Genomic DNA, 18,811 nt, shown 5'->3' on the forward strand with positions numbered 1-18,811 from the left:
AAGATTATGTCATTAACAAAATCTGATAGAAGACAGAGAATTAGATTCAGAATTAGAAAATCGATTAGTGGTACTGCTGCTAACCCAAGACTATCTGTATTTAGAAGTAATAAAGAAATTTACGCTCAACTTATTGATGATGTAAATGGAGTTACTATATTAGCTGCATCTTCAAGAGAAAAAGAAATAGGAAAAGGTACTAACGTTGAAATCGCTGCTGCTGTTGGAAAATTAGTTGCAGAGAAAGCGTTAAAAGCTGGGATTGATACCATCACTTTTGATAGAGGTGGATATTTATATCACGGTCGTATTAAATCATTAGCAGAAGGCGCAAGAGCGGCTGGACTTAAATTCTAATATATTATGTCTAAATACAAAAATGTAGAATTGGTAAAACCAAGTGGTCTTGAACTTAAAGATCGTCTGGTAAGTGTTAATCGTGTTACTAAAGTTACAAAAGGTGGTAGAGCTTTCGGTTTTTCTGCTATTGTAGTTGTAGGTGATGAAAATGGAGTAGTTGGTCATGGATTAGGAAAATCTAAAGACGTTTCTGAAGCAATTGCGAAAGCAGTAGAAGATGCTAAGAAAAATTTAGTAAAAATTCCTTTGAATGGACAATCTGTTCCTCACGAACAAAAAGGAAAATTTGGTGGTGCACGTGTATTCTTAATTCCTGCTTCTCATGGTACAGGAGTTATTGCTGGTGGAGCTGTTCGTTCGGTTCTTGAATCAGTAGGTATTCACGACGTATTATCAAAATCTCAAGGATCATCAAATCCACATAACGTAGTTAAAGCAACTTTTGATGCTTTATTACAAATGAGAAGCGCTCACACTGTTGCAAAACAAAGAGGAGTTTCTTTAGAAAAAGTTTTTAAAGGTTAATCAAGGAAATTATGGCTAAATTATTAGTAAAACAAGTAAGAAGCAAGATCAACTGTCCTCTTTCTCAAAAGAGAGGTTTGGAAGCTTTAGGTCTACGTAAAATGGGACAAGTTGTGGAGCATGAGTCAAATCCTGCTATCCTTGGGATGATAAACAAAGTTAAACACTTAGTTTCTGTTGAAGAAGCTAAATAACAAATACTGTTATGAATTTAAGTAACTTACAACCTGCTGAAGGATCTACACACAATCAAAATAAAAGATTAGGTAGAGGAGAAGGTTCTGGAAAAGGTGGCACTGCTGCAAGAGGTCACAAAGGAGCAAAATCTCGTTCTGGTTATTCTAAAAAGATTGGTTTTGAAGGAGGGCAAATGCCACTTCAAAGACGTGTGCCTAAGTTTGGTTTCACAAACATCAATCGTAAAGAATACGAAGGTGTTAATTTAGATACGCTTCAATTGTTAGTAGACAATGGTGTGATTACTGATTCTGTTTCTATGACAGATTTCGTAGCAAATCGTCTAGCTACTAAAAATGAAATCGTTAAGATTTTAGGTAGAGGAGAATTGAAAGCAAAATTAAAAGTAACTGCCCACAAATTTACTGCTACTGCAAAAGCTGCTATTGAAGCTGCTGGTGGAGAAGCTGTAACTATATAACTTATCTATTAAGATGAAGAAATTTATTGAATCAATAAGTAATGTTTGGAAAATCGAAGAACTGAAAAACAGAATCTTAATTACATTAGGGTTGCTTTTAGTATATCGTTTTGGTGCACACGTTACGCTTCCTGGAATTGACGCAACTCAATTAACAGGATTAGCGGGACAAACTAAAAATGGTTTAGGATCTATCCTAGACATGTTTACAGGAGGTGCTTTCTCTAAAGCTTCAGTTTTTGCTTTAGGTATTATGCCTTATATTTCTGCATCTATTGTTGTTCAGTTAATGGGAATTGCGATTCCATATTTGCAAAAACTTCAGAACGATGGAGAAAGTGGTAGAAAAAAGATTAATCAAATCACTCGTTGGTTGACTATAGCTATTACACTGGTTCAAGGTCCAACTTATATCTATAATTTATACAGAACATTGCCTAGTAGTGCATTTCTACTAGGCTTTAATTCTCCTGAATTTTTGTTCTCGTCTGTTATCATCTTAGTAACTGGTACTATTTTTGCTATGTGGCTTGGTGAGAAAATTACAGATAAAGGTATTGGAAATGGAATTTCATTATTAATTATGGTTGGTATTCTAGCTCGTTTACCGCAAGCTTTTATACAAGAGTTTACAACGAGAGTTACCAATAACAATGGAGGTCCAATGTTATTAGTTATTGAAATTATTGTGTGGTTATTGGTAATCATTTCTTGTGTATTGCTTACAATGGCCGTACGTAGAATCCCAGTTCAATACGCTCGTCGTACTACAACTGGTGATTATGAGCAAGATTTGGCAGGAGGTAATAGACAATGGATTCCTTTAAAGCTTAATGCTTCTGGAGTTATGCCAATCATTTTTGCTCAGGCAATTATGTTTATCCCTGCAGCTGTAGCTGGATTGTCTAAATCAGATACATCACAATCAATTGTTGGTGCATTTAGTAATATGTTTGGTTTTTGGTATAACTTTGTTTTTGCAACTTTAATTATTGTATTTACATTCTTTTATACTGCAATTACCGTACCTACTAACAAGATGGCTGATGATTTAAAGAGAAGCGGTGGTTTTATTCCGGGCGTTCGTCCAGGAGCTGAAACTTCTGAATTTCTTGATAAGGTGATGTCTTTAATAACTTTCCCAGGATCTTTATTCCTTGCTTTGATTGCTGTGTTCCCAGCTATTGTTGTAAGTATTATGGATGTACAACAATCTTGGGCAATGTTTTTTGGAGGTACCTCATTAATAATTATGGTTGGAGTTGCAATAGATACTATTCAACAGATCAATTCATACTTGTTAAACAAGCATTATGATGGTTTAATGAAGACTGGTAAAAATAGAAAAGCGGTAGCTTAATATATTTATGGCAAAACAATCAGCAATAGAACAAGACGGATCAATCATTGAAGCATTATCAAATGCGATGTTCCGTGTGGAGTTAGAAAATGGACATATTGTAATTGCTCATATTTCTGGAAAGATGCGAATGCATTATATCAAGTTATTACCTGGTGATAAAGTGAAACTAGAAATGAGTCCTTACGATTTGTCAAAAGCAAGAATTACTTATCGATATTAAAGGATATTCACTATGAAAGTTAGAGCATCAGTAAAAAAGAGAAGTGCCGAGTGCATTATCGTGCGTAGAAAAGGGAGATTGTACGTAATAAACAAAAAAAATCCTAGATTTAAACAAAGACAAGGATAATTATGGCAAGAATAGCAGGGGTAGATATCCCAAAAAACAAAAGAGGTGTTATTGCACTTACCTATATTTTCGGATTAGGAAAAAGTAGAGCTATTGAGATTTTAGAGAAAGCTCAAGTTAGCCAAGATAAAAAAGTTCAAGATTGGAATGATGACGAAATCGGAGCGATTCGTGACGCTGTATCATTTTACAAAATTGAAGGAGAATTACGTTCTGAAGTTTCTTTAAACATCAAACGTTTGATGGATATTGGTTGTTATAGAGGTATTCGTCATAGATCTGGACTTCCTTTAAGAGGTCAAAGAACTAAGAATAACTCTAGAACAAGAAAAGGAAAAAGAAAAACTGTTGCTAACAAGAAAAAAGCAACTAAATAATAAGTAATATGGCTAAAGCAACTGCAAAAAAACGTAAAGTTATCGTTGAATCAACGGGTGAAGCACATGTTTCTTCGACTTTTAACAATATTATCATTTCTTTGACAAATAAGAAAGGTGAAGTTATTGCTTGGTCTTCAGCAGGTAAGATGGGTTTCAGAGGTTCTAAAAAGAACACTCCGTACGCAGCTCAAATGGCGGCAGAAGATTGTAGTAAAGTAGCTCTTGAGGCAGGACTTAAAAAAGTAAAAGTTTATGTAAAAGGACCAGGTAACGGACGTGAGTCTGCTATCCGTTCTATTCATAACGGTGGAATTGAAGTTACAGAGATTATCGATGTTACTCCAATGCCTCACAATGGATGTCGTCCTCCTAAAAGACGTAGAGTTTAATACTCAAAAATTATAGTATAACCTAGATTGAATATAGATTATCGAAGGATAAGACCTGAATTCATAATCTCAATCTTAAACAATTTAAAATGGCAAGATATACTGGTCCTAGCACAAGAATCGCTCGTAAGTTTGGCGAAGCAATCTTCGGAGATGATAAATCTTTCGAAAAAAGAAATTACCCACCTGGACAACACGGGATGGCTAAAAAAAGAGGAAAAAAATCTGAGTACGCTGTTCAGTTAATGGAAAAGCAAAAAGCTAAATATTCTTATGGAATTTTAGAAAAACAATTCAGAAATTTATTCGAAAAAGCATCAGCAACTAAAGGAGTAACTGGTGAGGTTTTATTACAATTATGTGAAGCAAGATTAGATAATGTTGTTTTTAGAATGGGAATTGCTCCATCTAGAAGAGGTGCTCGTCAAATAGTATCTCACAGACACATTACTGTTAATGGTGAGGTTGTAAATATTCCTTCTTACCACCTTAAGCCTGGTGATAAAGTTGCAGTTCGTGAAAAATCTAAATCTTTAGAAGCTATCGAACGTTCTTTATCAAATTCAAGTCATGTTTATGAATGGATTACTTGGAACAATGATCTTAAAGAAGGAACTTTCGTTTCTGTACCTGCAAGACTTCAAATTCCAGAAAACATTAAAGAACAATTAATCGTAGAGTTGTACAACAAATAATAATTGACTTAGTCGAAATTTATGGCAATATTTAATTTTCAAAAGCCCGATAAAGTTATCATGATCGATTCAACCGATTTTGAAGGTAAATTCGAATTTAGACCTTTAGAACCTGGTTATGGATTGACAGTTGGTAATGCACTTAGAAGAGTTTTGCTTTCAGCATTAGAAGGTTATGCAATTACATCTGTTCGTATCGAAGGTGTAGATCATGAGTTTTCTACTATTTCAGGTGTTGTTGAAGATGTTACCGAAATTATCCTTAATCTAAAACAAGTACGTTTCAAGCGTCAGATCGAAGATATCGATAATGAATCAGTTACTATTTCTGTTTCAGGTAAAGATCAATTGACAGCAGGTGATTTTCAAAAATTTATTTCAGGTTTCCAAGTTTTGAATCCAGACCTTGTTATCTGTAATTTAGATTCTAAAATCAAATTGAACTTCGATTTAACAATCGAAAAAGGTAGAGGATACGTTCCTGCTGAGGAGAACAAAAAACAGAATGCTGCAATTGGAACAATTTTTACTGACTCTATTTTTACTCCGGTAAAAAATGTAAAGTATGCAATTGAAAACTTCCGTGTAGAGCAAAAAACAGATTACGAAAAATTGGTTTTTGAAATTAAAACTGATGGATCTATTAATCCTAAAGATGCTCTTACTGAAGCTGCAAAAGTTTTAATTCACCATTTCATGTTGTTTTCTGACGAAAGAATTACACTTGAGGCTGACGAAATTGCACAAACAGAATCGTATGATGAAGAGTCATTGCATATGAGACAATTGCTTAAAACTAAGCTTGTTGATATGGATTTATCTGTGAGAGCATTAAATTGCTTGAAAGCGGCTGAAGTTGATACACTTGGTGATTTAGTATCGTTCAATAAAAATGACCTAATGAAATTCCGTAATTTTGGTAAAAAATCTTTAACTGAGCTAGATGAACTTGTAGCGGTTAAAAATTTAACTTTCGGAATGGATTTAGCTAAATACAAATTAGATAAAGAATAATTTACTTCATATTTTGCTCTCCATAGCGGATTGTAGCAAGATGAAGATAAAAAAAACACGTCATGAGACACGGAAAAAAATTCAACCACTTAAGCAGACAGACTGGACATAGAAAAGCTATGTTAGCTAATATGGCTTGTTCTCTTATTGAGCACAAACGTATTAACACTACTGTTGCTAAGGCTAAAGCGCTTAAACAATTTGTTGAGCCTTTAATCACAAAATCAAAAGAAGATACGACTCACAATCGTCGTATTGTTTTTGCTTACTTACGTAGCAAATATGCTGTAACTGACTTGTTCAGAGATGTAGCTGCTAAAGTTGGTGACCGTCCAGGTGGATACACTCGTATCATTAAAGTTGGAAATCGTTTGGGAGATAATGCTGATATGGCAATGATCGAACTTGTAGATTTCAATGAACTTTACAATGGTGGTAAAAAAGAAGTTAAAAAAGCAAAAAGCCGTCGTGGTGGTAAAGCTAAAAAAGCTGAGGAGACTACTCCTGAAGCTCCTGCTGCTGAATCAGAAACGACTACTGAAGCTTCTGAATAATTATGAAAGTAATGATTCTATAGAAATCAAGGATAAACTAATTTTTAGTTTATCCTTTTTTTTTGATTTTTTTAGAGGAAATTAAAATTTAACTTTTTTAAATGTCTTGGTTTTATTTTTATCAATGAAATTTTTAAAAAATCTTGGCAGCACTCTTTTAAAGAAGTAAATTTGCAAAATATCTAATTACAAGTGAAACTTTCGGTTTCATAATACGATTAAAAACAATACAAATTAAAGAATGAAATACACAACACGACAAAGCGCCATTTTATTACTTAGTGACGGAACTATTTTTCATGGAAAATCTATCGGTATAAGCGGTAAAACTTTCGGAGAAGTATGTTTTAATACTGGAATGACTGGATATCAAGAAATCTTTACAGATCCTTCTTATTTTGGCCAAATAATGGTCGCTACTAATCCACATATCGGTAATTATGGTGTAAATGATTTAGAGATTGAGTCTGAGAGCATCAAGATTGCAGGTTTAGTTTGTAAAAACTTTAGCTTTAATTTTTCAAGAGAAAGAGCTTCTGAGAGTTTAGAAGATTATTTCGTGAAACAAAATTTAATATGCATTTCTGATGTTGATACAAGAGCTCTTGTTAGTTACATTCGTGATAATGGTGCTATGAATGCTGTTATTTGTACTGATGGAACTTCTGTAGAAGACTTGAAGAAAGAATTAGCTGATGTTCCAAATATGGAAGGATTGGAGTTGGCTTCTAAAGTGTCAACAACTGAGCCATATTATTTTGGAGAAGAAAATGCTAAGTATAAAGTTTCAGCTTTAGATCTTGGAATCAAAAAGAATATTTTAAGAAATCTTGCTAAAAGAGATTGTTATGTGAAAGTTTTTCCATACAATTCTACTTATGAAGATTTGGCGTCATTTAATCCTGATGGATATTTCTTGTCAAACGGCCCTGGTGATCCTGATCCGCTTTTTGGAGCAATTGAAGTTGCAAAGAAAATCCTTGCAGACGATAAACCTTTATTTGGAATTTGTTTAGGACATCAAGTTATTGCTTTGGCAAATGGTGTTGAAACTTATAAAATGTTTAACGGGCATCGTGGGATTAATCATCCTGTGAAAAACATTATTACAGGTAAAGGAGAAATTACTTCTCAAAATCATGGTTTTGCTGTGAAGAAAGAGCAATTAGATAATCATCCTGATTTAGAAATAACACATTTACATTTAAATGACGGGACAGTTGCAGGTATGAGAATGAAGAATAAAAATTGTTTTTCAGTGCAATACCATCCAGAAGCTAGTCCTGGACCTCATGATTCGTCTTATTTGTTCGATCAATTTGTCGAGAATATAGAATTAGCTTTATCTAAAACGATGTAGTTAATAAATAAAGGTGTTTATTACTTTAAATCCGTTTTAAGTATTAAATATTTTTATAATTTCGAAAAAAAAATATAATTTATTAATAAAAAAGTAAAAATAATGAGTATTATAATTAAAGTTCACGCAAGACAAATTCTTGATTCTAGAGGAAATCCTACTATTGAAGTTGATGTAGTAACTGAAAATGGAGTTTTAGGTAGAGCTGCTGTTCCATCTGGAGCATCAACTGGAGAGCATGAAGCTGTTGAATTACGTGATGGAGGTAAAGCTTATCTTGGTAAGGGAGTTTTGAATGCAGTGAACAATGTAAATACTGTTATTGCTGAAGAATTAGTTGGAACTTCTGTTTTCGAACAAAATACAATTGACCAATTAATGATTGATTTAGACGGAACTCCAAATAAATCAAAACTAGGAGCTAATGCAATTTTAGGAGTTTCTCTTGCTGCTGCAAAAGCTGCTGCTAATGAACTTGGTTTGCCATTATACAGATATGTAGGTGGGGTTTCTGCTAATACATTACCTGTTCCGATGATGAATATCATCAACGGTGGTTCTCACTCTGATGCTCCTATCGCATTTCAAGAGTTTATGATTTTCCCTGTAAAAGCAACTTCTTTTACACATGCTATGCAAATGGGAACTGAAATTTTCCACAGTTTGAAAAAAGTGTTACATGATAGAGGTTTAAGTACTGCTGTTGGTGATGAAGGAGGTTTTGCTCCAAACTTAGCTGGTGGTACTGAAGATGCTTTAGATACTATCAAATTAGCAGTTGAAAAAGCAGGTTATACTTTTGGAGACGAAATTATGATTGCTCTTGACTGTGCTGCTTCTGAATTTTATGTAAACGGAAAATACGATTACACTAAATTTGAAGGAGAAACTGGAAAAATCAGAACATCTGAAGAACAAGCTGATTATTTAGCTGAACTTGCTGCTAAATATCCAATTATTTCTATTGAAGATGGTATGTATGAAGATGACTGGAATGGATGGAAATACTTAACTGAAAAAATTGGAGATAAAGTACAATTAGTAGGTGATGATTTATTTGTTACAAACGTTGCTCGTTTGTCTACAGGTATTGAAAAAGGAATTGCAAATTCAATATTAGTTAAAGTAAACCAAATTGGTACTTTGACAGAAACTATTGCTGCTGTAAATATGGCTAAAAATGCTGGATATACTTCAGTAATGTCTCACCGTTCAGGAGAAACTGAAGATAATACAATTGCTGATTTAGCTGTTGCATTAAACTGTGGTCAAATTAAGACTGGTTCAGCTTCTCGTTCAGATCGTATGGCAAAATACAACCAATTATTAAGAATTGAGGAAGAATTAGGAAGTACTGCTTATTTTCCAGGTTTAAACGCTTTCAAGATTAAATAATTGTAAGAGTTATATATTGATTTCAAACCATCCGCCACGGCGGATGGTTTTTTTTTGGAGTTTTAACAAATTCATAGCAGTATTCTTTTTTTAATTAGTGTTAAATTCCTTAGATTTGATAAATTATTATTTTAAAGAATTATTTCCGATTATATTATGTCAAAAATAGCTACATTAGAAGTAGATGGTAAGAAAATTGAACTTCCTGTAATTACTGGAAGCGAAAATGAATCTGCTATCGATATTAACAAATTACGTGATTTAACTGGTGTTATTACAATTGACCCAGGTTATAAAAATTCTGGATCTTGTACAAGTGAAATCACTTTCTTAGATGGAGAATTAGGAATTTTACGCTACAGAGGGTATTCAATCGAAGACTTAGCAGAGAAAGCTAATTTTTTAGAAGTTTCTTATCTTTTAATTTTTGGCGAATTACCAACTGCTCAACAGTTGGAGCAGTTTGAAAATGGTATCAAAAAACATACTTTGGTAAACGAAGAAATGAAAAATATCATTGATGGTTTTCCAAAAACAGCGCATCCAATGGGAGTATTGTCTGCATTGACAAGTGCTTTAACAGCATTTAATCCAAAGGCAGTAAACGTTGAGAATGAGAAAGAAATGTACGAGGCAATTTGCAAAACAATGGGTAAATTCCTTGTAATTGCTACTTGGACTTACAGAAAATCAATGGGGTATCCATTGAATTATTACGATAATACACAAGGTTATGTAGAAAACTTTATGCAATTAATGTTTAAATTGCCTACAGGACCTTATTCAGCAAATCCTGTTGTAGTTGATGCATTAGATAAATTGTTTATTCTTCACGCAGATCATGAGCAAAACTGTTCTACTTCAACTGTAAGAATGGTTGGTTCGTCTCATGCAGGATTATTTGCTTCAATATCTGCAGGAGTTTCAGCATTATGGGGGCCGCTTCATGGTGGTGCAAACCAAGCAGTGCTTGAAATGTTAGAAGAAATTAATAAAGATGGTGGTGATACTGATAAATTCTTAGCTAAAGCAAAAGATAAAAATGATCCTTTCCGTTTAATGGGATTCGGTCATAGAGTTTATAAAAACTTTGATCCAAGAGCAAGAATCATTAAAAAAGCTGCTAAAGAAGTTTTAGAAACTTTAGGTGTTGAAGATCCAATTCTTGAAATTGCTAAAAAACTGGAAGCAGCAGCTCTTGAAGATGAATACTTCAAATCAAGAAACTTATATCCAAATGTAGATTTCTATTCTGGAATTATTTACAGAGCATTAGGAATCCCGACAGATATGTTTACGGTAATGTTTGCAATTGGAAGATTACCAGGATGGATCGCACAATGGAAAGAAATGCGTGAAAACAAAGAACCAATTGGAAGGCCTAGACAAATTTATACTGGACACCCTTTAAGAGACTTCAAGTCTAATAAATAAAAAAACTAAAGCTTTACTTAACTGTAAAGCTTTTTTTATCTTTGTTTAAAATATAATAGAATTATGTTGCAATTAAATATAAAGAACGAAACTTCAAGACTGCGTGCCGTAGTTTTGGGTTCTGCGGTTCATAATGGGCCAACTCCAACTTTAGATGAAGCCTATGATCCTAAATCATTGGAACATATTAAAGCAGGGACATATCCAATTGAAAAAGATATGGTTGCTGAGATGGATGCTTTTAATGCTGTTTTTCAAAAGTATGATGTAAAAGTTTATCGCCCAGAAATGATTGAAAATTACAATCAGATTTTTGCGAGAGATATTGGTTTTGTTATTGATGATACTTTTGTTAAGTCAAATATTTTACCTGATAGAGAGCGTGAGTTAGATGCTATTCAATACATAATTGATCAAATGGATCCTTTAAAAGTAGTTCGTCCGCCTGAAGAAGTTCATATAGAAGGCGGTGATGTTATGTTATGGAATGATCATATTTTTATTGGAACTTATAAAGGAAGTGATTACAAAGATTACATTACTGCAAGAACTAATATGCAAGGTGTAAAGTTTATTAAAGAATTGTTTCCAAATAAAATTGTTAAGGAATTTGATTTAGTGAAATCAAAATTAGAAGCACGTGACAATGCATTACATTTAGATTGCTGTTTTCAACCTGTTGGAAAAGATAAAGGAATTATCTACAAGAGAGGCTTTCGTGAAGAGGCCGATTATACTTATTTGGTAAATCTTTTTGGGAAGGAGAATTTATTTCATATCGAAAGGAACGAAATGTATAATATGTTTTCGAATGTGTTTTCAATTGATGAAAATGTTGTGGTTTCCGAGAAAAACTTTACTCGATTAAACAATTGGCTTCGAGCAAATGAATTTATTGTAGAAGAAATACCTTATGCTGAAATTGCAAAACAAGAAGGATTGTTAAGATGTTCAACTTTGCCATTAATTAGAGATTAAATATTGTTTCAAGTTTCAAGTTTCACGTTGCTGTAATTTGAAACTTTAAACCTGAAACAAAAAAAAACATACAAAATGAAACAAACAACAAATGCAATCGTAATGATTAGGCCAGTTGCTTTTAGAATGAATGAGCAAACTGCCGTAAATAATTATTACCAAAAAGTACTAGACGGACTTTTGCCAAGTACTGTAAATGCAAAAGCACAGCAAGAGTTTGACACTTTTGTAGAAAAACTTAGAGCGGTAGGCGTTGATGTTACTGTTATAGAGGATACTTTAGAAACAGATACTCCAGATAGTATTTTTCCGAATAACTGGGTTTCGTTTCATGAAAATGGTGATGTAGCACTTTATCCAATGTTTGCTGAAAATCGTCGTCAGGAACGTCGTGAAGATATTTTGGATATCCTTGAAGAAAAGGGATTTGAGATTTCTAATATAATGGATTATACTTCTGCAGAAGATGATGGCTATTTTTTAGAAGGAACTGGAAGTTTACTTTTAGATCGTGCTAATGCTAAAGCATATTGCGCTTTATCTCCTCGTGCTGATGAAGAATTGTTTATAGAATTCTGTGAAGATTTTGATTATGCACCCGTAATTTTTGAAGCTTTTCAAACTGTTGATGGTGAACGAAAATTGATTTATCACACTAATGTGATGATGTGTTTGGGAGAAACCTTTGCTGTGATTTGTGCAGATTCGATTGATGATAAAAAAGAACGCAAAATGGTTCTTGAGAATTTGAAAGCTGATAAAAAGGAAGTCATATTAATTACAGAAGCTCAAGTGAATAATTTTGCTGGAAATATGCTGGAAGTTAGAGGAACAAACGATAAAAAATATATTGTAATGAGTGCTTCAGCACATCAGAGCTTAACTCCAAAACAAATTGAGCAATTAGAAAAACATGCCGAGATTTTAAGTTCTAGTTTAGATACTATTGAAGCTTGCGGCGGCGGAAGTGCACGATGTATGATGGCTGAAGTTTTTCTGCCAAGAAAATAATCGTTTTAAAGTTTTAAAAAAGGGATAAAAACAAAAATTGTTTTTATCCCTTTTTTTTATGGCTTCTCAGCATCATGATTTACATCAAATTTCCTTTTACGATGTTTATTATAGAGCTGACAATGTATTGAATTCCAATCGATATAACTATAAAACCTACAATTCTTGAGATCGCTACAATTCCAGATGCACCAAGTATTCGGGCTAAATAATGTGCGCTTTTTAAAATTGCAAAAATGGCAACGGCAATTGCTAAAATCGCTAGACATGAAATAATAATTTCTGTCACCTCATGATGTTCTTGATAAAATGCAATCAATAACGAAATAGAACCAGGGCCTGCAAGCATTGGAATTGCTAATGGAGTAAGTGCAACATCGTTTCTTTGTTGGGCATCAGTTTCAACTTTTTTGTTGATTCCTCGTTTTTTATTGATTTTTCCAGAAAGTAATGAAAATCCAGAGTTTACAATTACAATGCCGCCTGCAATTCGAAGTGCATCAATGCTGATTCCAAAAAAGCTTAAGACATATTGGCCAATAAAAAAGGAAACAATTAAAATAATAAAAACATTTATAGCTGTCCATAGCGAAATTCGAGAACGCTCCTCTTGACTGTCATGCTGTGTTAGTCCAACAAATATAGGAACAGTGCCAATTGGGTTTAATACAGAAAAAAGAGCAGCAAATAAATAAATGAATAAATCCATATAGTTTGGGTTAGTGGAGTAAAAATAATCAAAATTTGGTATTTTGAAGCATATTAATATTATGATATTGTATTTAATATTAGTAATTCTAAATCAATATCATAAAGCTAAGCTCGTTCTTTTTAACTACTTTTGTGCCATATTTAAAAATCAATGAAAAACAAAAAAACATTAGTTCTGGGTGCAACTACAAAACCAGATCGTTACGCTTTTAAAGCAATAAATATGCTTGTTCAAAAAGGACATACCGTTTTAGCAATTGGTCAAAATACAGGTGAAGTTGCAGGTGTGAAAATTCACACTAAAGCTATACCTGTTAAGAATATAGATACAGTTACACTTTATTTAAATCCTGCTCGCCAGCGCGATTATTATAATTATATTATCGAAGCTCAACCGAAAAGAGTAGTTTTTAATCCTGGAACGGAAAATCCTGAGTTGTATCAATTATTAGAATTAAATAATATAAAAGCTGAAATTGCTTGTACGTTAGTTTTATTGGCTACAAATCAATACTAGTTTCTTTTAGAGCTTAATCTAGTTGTTTATAGTGTCTTTTTTGTGTTTTGAGTTAACTCATACTGCTCTATAATTTTTTATTATCTAAGATTTAGGAGTTATTAGAGAACCAATAAGGCATTGGATAAATTTCGAACTTAGTTTTTTCAAAGATTACTAAAACATTACTTTTGTCATCATGGAATTTTCATCAAAATTAATAGAAAAAGCAGTCAATGAAATGTCTCAGTTGCCAGGGATTGGTAAACGTACGGCATTGCGATTGGTACTTCATTTATTAAAACAGCCTAAGGAACAAACAGGTTTTTTGTCACAAGCTTTGCTAAATATGCGTGAGGATATTAAGTTTTGCGAAAGTTGTCATAATATTTCAGATACAAAGGTTTGTGAAATTTGTGCAAATCAATTGAGAAATCACCAAACTATTTGTGTGGTCGAAGATATTCGGGATGTAATGGCAATTGAAAACACGGGGCAATATAAAGGGATTTATCATGTATTAGGAGGTAAAATTTCTCCAATTGAAGGAGTTGGGCCTAGTCAGTTAAACATTTCTAGTTTAGTCGAAAAGGTAAAATCTGGAAAAGTAATTGAGATTATTTTTGCATTAAGTTCCACGATGGAAGGAGACACCACGAATTTTTATATCTATAAACAAATTGCCGATTCGGAAATTGTTTTGTCTACTATTGCAAGAGGAATATCGGTTGGAGATGAATTAGAATATGCAGATGAAATTACACTTGGCAGAAGTATTATACATCGAGTTCCGTTTGAAAAAACTTTCAAAAACAATTAAACTGAGTCTATTACAGCGTAGATTTTTCAAAATTAAAGGTAAAAACTATATTTGCGATAAAAATTTAATAATGACAAAAAACATCTTTTGTATTCTAGTAATTTGTGTATTATTTACATCCTGTATTCCAGTGAAAGATCTTACTTATCTGCAAGATAAAAATACATCAATTGAACAAAGTAATGTTGCGGTTGTACAATCAAAACCTTATAGGCTGCAAGCAAATGATATTTTAAAAATCAATATAAAAGCAATAGATCCTAAATTGGTATCAATCTTTAATACAACCGAGAATCCTATCGATGCTGTGAAATCTGAATCATCATTGTATTTTGATGGATTTACGGTCGACGATCATGGGAATATCCGAATGCCTTTATTGGGAGAAATTAACGTAATAGGTTATACTTTAGAAGAAGTTCGTATTAAAATTGAAAAGCAATTGCTTGAAGAATATTTTAAAAGTGGAGCAAATATTTTTGTAACAGTAAAACTAGCTGGTTTTAGATATACTATAAACGGTGAAGTGGCTAGTACGGGAACAAAAACATTGTTTCAGGATCATGTAAACATTATGGAAGCTATTGCTAATTCAGGAGATATTACAACTGTTGGAAATAGAAAGTCAGTAACTGTTATTCGTCAGACTCCAACGGGTGTTCAGATGAATGATATAGATTTGACAGATAAAAACGTAATGAAGTCACCATATTACTATTTGCAGCCAAATGATTATATATATGTTAAGCCGTTAAAACAGAAAACTTGGGGAACAGGTCAAACAGGAATACAGTCTATTGGAACCATTATTACTTTGTTGTCATTGGCAACTACGGTATATTTAATTATAAAAAATTAAAAACATAATTCGGTAGATGTTAGATATTAAAGATTTTTCCATTTTTGAGAATCATACAAGTTTTGACTTTAAAGATTTTTTATTAAAAATTGCTAGTTACTGGAAATGGTTTCTAGCTAGTTTGATAATTACCTTCACAATTGCATATCAGGTTAATATTCGAAAAGAAAAAATATACGGATTACAGACAATGATATCTGTTAAAGAAGAGAGAAATCCTTTTTTTACTTCAAATACAAGTTTGGTGTTTAATTGGGGAGGCATTTCAGATCAGATAAATGGAATTTCTACTGTCCTGCAATCAAGATCACATAATGAGCTGGTTGTCGATAAGCTTCAGTTTTACATCGATTATTTAGAACAGGGAAAATACAATTTAATAGATTCTTACGGAGCGGTTCCTTTTTATGTAAGTATTGATAAAACAAAAGGACAGCTTGCAAATGCTTTAATAGGAATTAAATTTTTAAGTGAGACTGAATATCAAATTGAGATTCCTTTTGAAAATAACTCAGTTTCGTTTATTACGTACTCTAATAATTCTTACGGAACTACTTCTGTGCAACCAGTTACGTTTGTAAAAAAATATAAAGTTGGAGAGCAGGTAGCTTTGCCTTTTTTAAATTGGAAATTACAAATTAATGACAATCCAGGTTTTTATAAAGGGAAAGAGTATTTTGTAAAGTTTAATGATTTTGATAATACGGTTTCTAATTATAAGGAAGTAAGTATTGATAGTGATAAAGATGGTGGTTCTATACTGACCTTAGGGATGCAGGGCACAAATAAAGCCAGAATGGTTGAGTATTTAAATTCGACCGTGAAAATGCTAATCAAAATGCAGCTCGATGGTAAGAATCAATTTGCGAACAATACAATAGCTTTTATTGATAGTACTCTTGTTACAATGGAGCTTCAATTGAAAGAAACCGGCAATGAATTAAAAACTTTCAGGAAAGATAAAAACATCTTAAATATTGAAGATGGCGGGACAAAAGTTTCTGATAAAATGATGGATTTTGATGTTGAAAAAGATCAAGTCACTAGAAAAATATCGTATTATAATTCTCTAAAATCGTATTTAAATAATAGTGTTGATTATTCGAGGCTTCCGGCTCCATCTGTGGCAGGAATCGAAGATCCTAACATTGTTGCCAATATATCAAAGCTTATTATGCTTTCGACACAGCGTTCAGAAATGGCGTATGCGGTAAAAAGTGATAAGATTTTTAAAGATTTTGATAACCAAATGCAGGCTGTTAAAAGTGTTTTGCTTGAAAATATTTCATCCGCAAAAGCTTTGTTGTTAAATGATTTATCTTTAGTAAATGCTAAATTAGGCCAAGCTGAAAGTACCGTGAAACGACTTCCAGAAGAGCAGCAAGAGCTATTAAAAATTAAAAGGAAATACGATTTAAATGATAATATTTATACTGAATTTCTTCAGAAAAGGAATGAAGCAGAAATTGTAAAAGCATCAAATTTATCAGATATTCATTTTATTGATCCTGCAAAAGATATTGGAGGCGGATTAATTGGTCCAAAAACTTCTGCAAATTATATATTGGCATTGTTCTTAGGTATTTTGATTCCTTTGTTATTTGTTTTGGGGATTTTCTTTATGAATAATTCTATTCAAAATATTGAAGATATTACTAAACTGACTAAGATTCCAATAATTGGTGTTATAGGAATTAATAAAGATGCTGTAAATCTCGCTGTTTTTGATAAGCCCAAATCAGCTCTTTCAGAAGCTTTTAGGGGAATTCGTTCATCATTACAGTTTTTGTATAAAAGACAGCAGGTGAGTGGTTCAAAAACTCTCATGGTTACTTCGTCTATAAGTGGTGAAGGAAAAACATTCTGCTCGATAAATATTGCTACCGTATTTGCATTAAGCGAAAAGAAAACAGTTATTGTTGGTTTGGATTTGAGAAAACCTAAATTATCTGATGAATTCAATCTAGGGAATTGTGAATTAGGTGTAGTAAGCTATTTGATAAAACAAAATACTTTAGATGAAATTACAAATAAAACGCAAATTGCAAATTTAGATGTAATTCTTTCAGGGCCTATTCCTCCAAATCCTTCTGAGTTAATTTTAAGTGATTCAATGACAGAATTAATCAATGAATTAAAGAAAAAGTACGATTACATTATTCTTGATACTCCACCTGTTGGTTTAGTATCAGATGCATTAGAACTTGTTCAGTATGCAGATGTTACCTTGTATATAGTGAGGCAGAATTATACTAAAAAAGATATGATTACGTTGCTGAATAATAGAATTGAAAGAGGTGAGATAAGTAATGCCAGTATTATTTTGAATAGTTATGAGAATAAGACAAAATATGGCTCGACATATGGATATGGCTACGGTTATGGAGCTTATGCGAATGGATATCATGATGAAGATAAAAAGAATGGAATTTTGAGTGCAATCTCTAATAAGATCAAGAAAAAATAATTACAGCATATGAAAACTTCAAGTCAAAATACAATTTTAATAACTGGTGGAGCTGGTTTTATTGGTTCAAATTTGTCTGAGTATTTTTTAGGATTGGGACATAAAGTCATTTGTTTGGATAATTTTTCAACAGGCCATCGTCATAATTTAAAAGATTTTTTAGAGAATCCAAACTTCAGATTAATCGAAGGAGATATTAGAAATATTGAAGATTGTAATCTGGCAGTCAGCGGGGTTGATTATGTATTGCATCAAGCAGCACTAGGTTCTGTTCCAAGGTCAATCAATGATCCAATTACAACAAATGATGTAAATGTTTCAGGTTTTTTAAATATGTTGGTTGCATCACGTGATGTAAAAGTAAAACGCTTTATTTATGCGGCGAGTTCTTCTACATATGGAGATTCTGAAGGTCTTCCGAAAGTTGAAGATGTCATTGGGAAGCCGCTATCTCCATATGCAATTACTAAATACGTAAACGAGCTATATGCAGAGATTTTTAGTAAATCATATGGTTTAGAAACTATAGGATTGCGTTATTTTAATGTTTTTGGAAGAAAACAAGATCCAAATGGCGCATATGCTGCTGTTATACCTAAATTTGTGACACAGTTAATGAATTATGATAGTCCGGTAATTAATGGTGATGGAAATTATTCACGTGATTTTACATATATAGACAATGTGATTCAGATGAACGAATTGGCTATGGCGACTCAGGATGAAAAGGCTATAAATACAGTTTATAATACTGCTTTTGGAGATCGTAATACATTGAATGATTTGGTTAAATATTTAAAAGAATATTTGTCTGAGTTTGATGCCAAGATTGCTGATGTTGAAATTGTGTATGGAGTTAATAGAGCCGGAGATATTCCGCATTCATTAGCTAGTATTGAAAAAGCAAAAAACATATTAGGATATAATCCGAAATTCTCTTTGCAACAGGGATTAAAGGAAGCGGTAAGCTGGTATTGGAATAATTTAAAATAA

Annotated in this window: 23 protein-coding genes; 22 read left to right on the forward strand and 1 reads right to left on the reverse strand. The window is 32.7% G+C overall.

What is annotated here, in order from left to right; translation table 11 throughout:
- The first annotated feature begins 6 nt into the window (after positions 1-6).
- From rplR to ctlX, 17 genes are all read left to right on the forward strand, one after another.
- On the forward strand, positions 7-357 hold the full coding sequence (gene rplR / locus B0A81_RS15120) for a 50S ribosomal protein L18 (protein ID WP_089058805.1): 351 nt from the start codon (positions 7-9) through the stop codon (positions 355-357).
- Positions 358-360: 3 nt separating this feature from the next.
- On the forward strand, positions 361-885 hold the full coding sequence (gene rpsE / locus B0A81_RS15125) for a 30S ribosomal protein S5 (protein ID WP_085950926.1): 525 nt from the start codon (positions 361-363) through the stop codon (positions 883-885).
- Between the two features lie 11 nt (positions 886-896).
- Positions 897-1,079, forward strand: a complete 183-nt coding sequence (gene rpmD / locus B0A81_RS15130) for a 50S ribosomal protein L30 (protein WP_056068811.1) — start codon at positions 897-899, stop codon at positions 1,077-1,079.
- A gap of 11 nt (positions 1,080-1,090) precedes the next feature.
- Positions 1,091-1,543, forward strand: coding sequence for a 50S ribosomal protein L15 (rplO, locus tag B0A81_RS15135; protein ID WP_026982954.1), 453 nt, complete (start codon positions 1,091-1,093; stop codon positions 1,541-1,543).
- A gap of 13 nt (positions 1,544-1,556) precedes the next feature.
- Complete coding sequence (secY, locus tag B0A81_RS15140; RefSeq protein WP_089055323.1) at positions 1,557-2,903, forward strand: preprotein translocase subunit SecY; 1,347 nt, start codon at positions 1,557-1,559, stop codon at positions 2,901-2,903.
- Between the two features lie 7 nt (positions 2,904-2,910).
- Complete coding sequence (gene infA / locus B0A81_RS15145) at positions 2,911-3,126, forward strand: translation initiation factor IF-1 (RefSeq protein WP_007136545.1); 216 nt, start codon at positions 2,911-2,913, stop codon at positions 3,124-3,126.
- Between the two features lie 12 nt (positions 3,127-3,138).
- Complete coding sequence (ykgO, locus tag B0A81_RS15150; protein ID WP_002987490.1) at positions 3,139-3,255, forward strand: type B 50S ribosomal protein L36; 117 nt, start codon at positions 3,139-3,141, stop codon at positions 3,253-3,255.
- 2 nt (positions 3,256-3,257) lie between these two features.
- Positions 3,258-3,632, forward strand: a complete 375-nt coding sequence (rpsM, locus tag B0A81_RS15155; protein ID WP_012022478.1) for a 30S ribosomal protein S13 — start codon at positions 3,258-3,260, stop codon at positions 3,630-3,632.
- 8 nt (positions 3,633-3,640) lie between these two features.
- On the forward strand, positions 3,641-4,024 hold the full coding sequence (rpsK, locus tag B0A81_RS15160; protein WP_053470832.1) for a 30S ribosomal protein S11: 384 nt from the start codon (positions 3,641-3,643) through the stop codon (positions 4,022-4,024).
- A gap of 89 nt (positions 4,025-4,113) precedes the next feature.
- Positions 4,114-4,719 (forward strand): 30S ribosomal protein S4, encoded by a 606-nt coding sequence (gene rpsD / locus B0A81_RS15165; protein WP_029272055.1) that lies wholly within the window; start codon positions 4,114-4,116, stop codon positions 4,717-4,719.
- A 21-nt stretch (positions 4,720-4,740) separates the two neighbouring features.
- The gene (locus B0A81_RS15170) at positions 4,741-5,733 is read left to right on the forward strand and encodes a DNA-directed RNA polymerase subunit alpha (protein ID WP_008464329.1); all 993 of its coding nucleotides are present in this window, start codon (positions 4,741-4,743) and stop codon (positions 5,731-5,733) included.
- A 62-nt stretch (positions 5,734-5,795) separates the two neighbouring features.
- Positions 5,796-6,287 (forward strand): 50S ribosomal protein L17, encoded by a 492-nt coding sequence (gene rplQ / locus B0A81_RS15175; RefSeq protein WP_031456031.1) that lies wholly within the window; start codon positions 5,796-5,798, stop codon positions 6,285-6,287.
- 241 nt (positions 6,288-6,528) lie between these two features.
- A complete protein-coding gene (gene carA, locus B0A81_RS15180) occupies positions 6,529-7,647 on the forward strand; it encodes a glutamine-hydrolyzing carbamoyl-phosphate synthase small subunit (protein WP_089058806.1) in 1,119 nt (372 codons plus the stop codon).
- Between the two features lie 102 nt (positions 7,648-7,749).
- Complete coding sequence (gene eno, locus B0A81_RS15185; RefSeq protein WP_089058807.1) at positions 7,750-9,042, forward strand: phosphopyruvate hydratase; 1,293 nt, start codon at positions 7,750-7,752, stop codon at positions 9,040-9,042.
- 156 nt (positions 9,043-9,198) lie between these two features.
- Positions 9,199-10,476 carry a citrate synthase gene (locus tag B0A81_RS15190; protein ID WP_089055319.1) on the forward strand — a complete coding sequence of 426 codons (1,278 nt, stop codon included), beginning with the start codon at positions 9,199-9,201 and terminating at the stop codon, positions 10,474-10,476.
- A gap of 63 nt (positions 10,477-10,539) precedes the next feature.
- On the forward strand, positions 10,540-11,454 hold the full coding sequence (locus tag B0A81_RS15195; protein ID WP_089058808.1) for a dimethylarginine dimethylaminohydrolase family protein: 915 nt from the start codon (positions 10,540-10,542) through the stop codon (positions 11,452-11,454).
- Between the two features lie 75 nt (positions 11,455-11,529).
- Positions 11,530-12,465, forward strand: a complete 936-nt coding sequence (gene ctlX, locus B0A81_RS15200) for a citrulline utilization hydrolase CtlX (protein ID WP_089058809.1) — start codon at positions 11,530-11,532, stop codon at positions 12,463-12,465.
- A 79-nt stretch (positions 12,466-12,544) separates the two neighbouring features.
- On the opposite strand, the gene B0A81_RS15205 is transcribed toward ctlX, so the two are convergent.
- Entirely contained in the window at positions 12,545-13,174 is a 630-nt protein-coding gene (locus tag B0A81_RS15205; RefSeq protein ID WP_089058810.1) for a MarC family NAAT transporter, read from the reverse strand.
- A 153-nt stretch (positions 13,175-13,327) separates the two neighbouring features.
- On the opposite strand from B0A81_RS15205, the gene B0A81_RS15210 reads away from it, so the two are divergent.
- The 5 genes from B0A81_RS15210 (at position 13,328) to B0A81_RS15230 (ending at position 18,811) form a co-directional block, all read left to right on the forward strand.
- Complete coding sequence (locus B0A81_RS15210; protein WP_089058811.1) at positions 13,328-13,693, forward strand: CoA-binding protein; 366 nt, start codon at positions 13,328-13,330, stop codon at positions 13,691-13,693.
- Positions 13,694-13,871: 178 nt separating this feature from the next.
- Positions 13,872-14,492, forward strand: a complete 621-nt coding sequence (gene recR / locus B0A81_RS15215) for a recombination mediator RecR (RefSeq protein ID WP_089058812.1) — start codon at positions 13,872-13,874, stop codon at positions 14,490-14,492.
- A gap of 70 nt (positions 14,493-14,562) precedes the next feature.
- Complete coding sequence (locus B0A81_RS15220) at positions 14,563-15,351, forward strand: polysaccharide biosynthesis/export family protein (RefSeq protein ID WP_089058840.1); 789 nt, start codon at positions 14,563-14,565, stop codon at positions 15,349-15,351.
- A 16-nt stretch (positions 15,352-15,367) separates the two neighbouring features.
- Positions 15,368-17,818, forward strand: coding sequence for a polysaccharide biosynthesis tyrosine autokinase (locus B0A81_RS15225; protein ID WP_089058813.1), 2,451 nt, complete (start codon positions 15,368-15,370; stop codon positions 17,816-17,818).
- Between the two features lie 9 nt (positions 17,819-17,827).
- Entirely contained in the window at positions 17,828-18,811 is a 984-nt protein-coding gene (locus tag B0A81_RS15230; RefSeq protein ID WP_089058814.1) for an SDR family oxidoreductase, read from the forward strand.

This window comes from Flavobacterium plurextorum, from assembly GCF_002217395.1.
Classification (GTDB): Bacteria; Bacteroidota; Bacteroidia; order Flavobacteriales; family Flavobacteriaceae; genus Flavobacterium; species Flavobacterium plurextorum.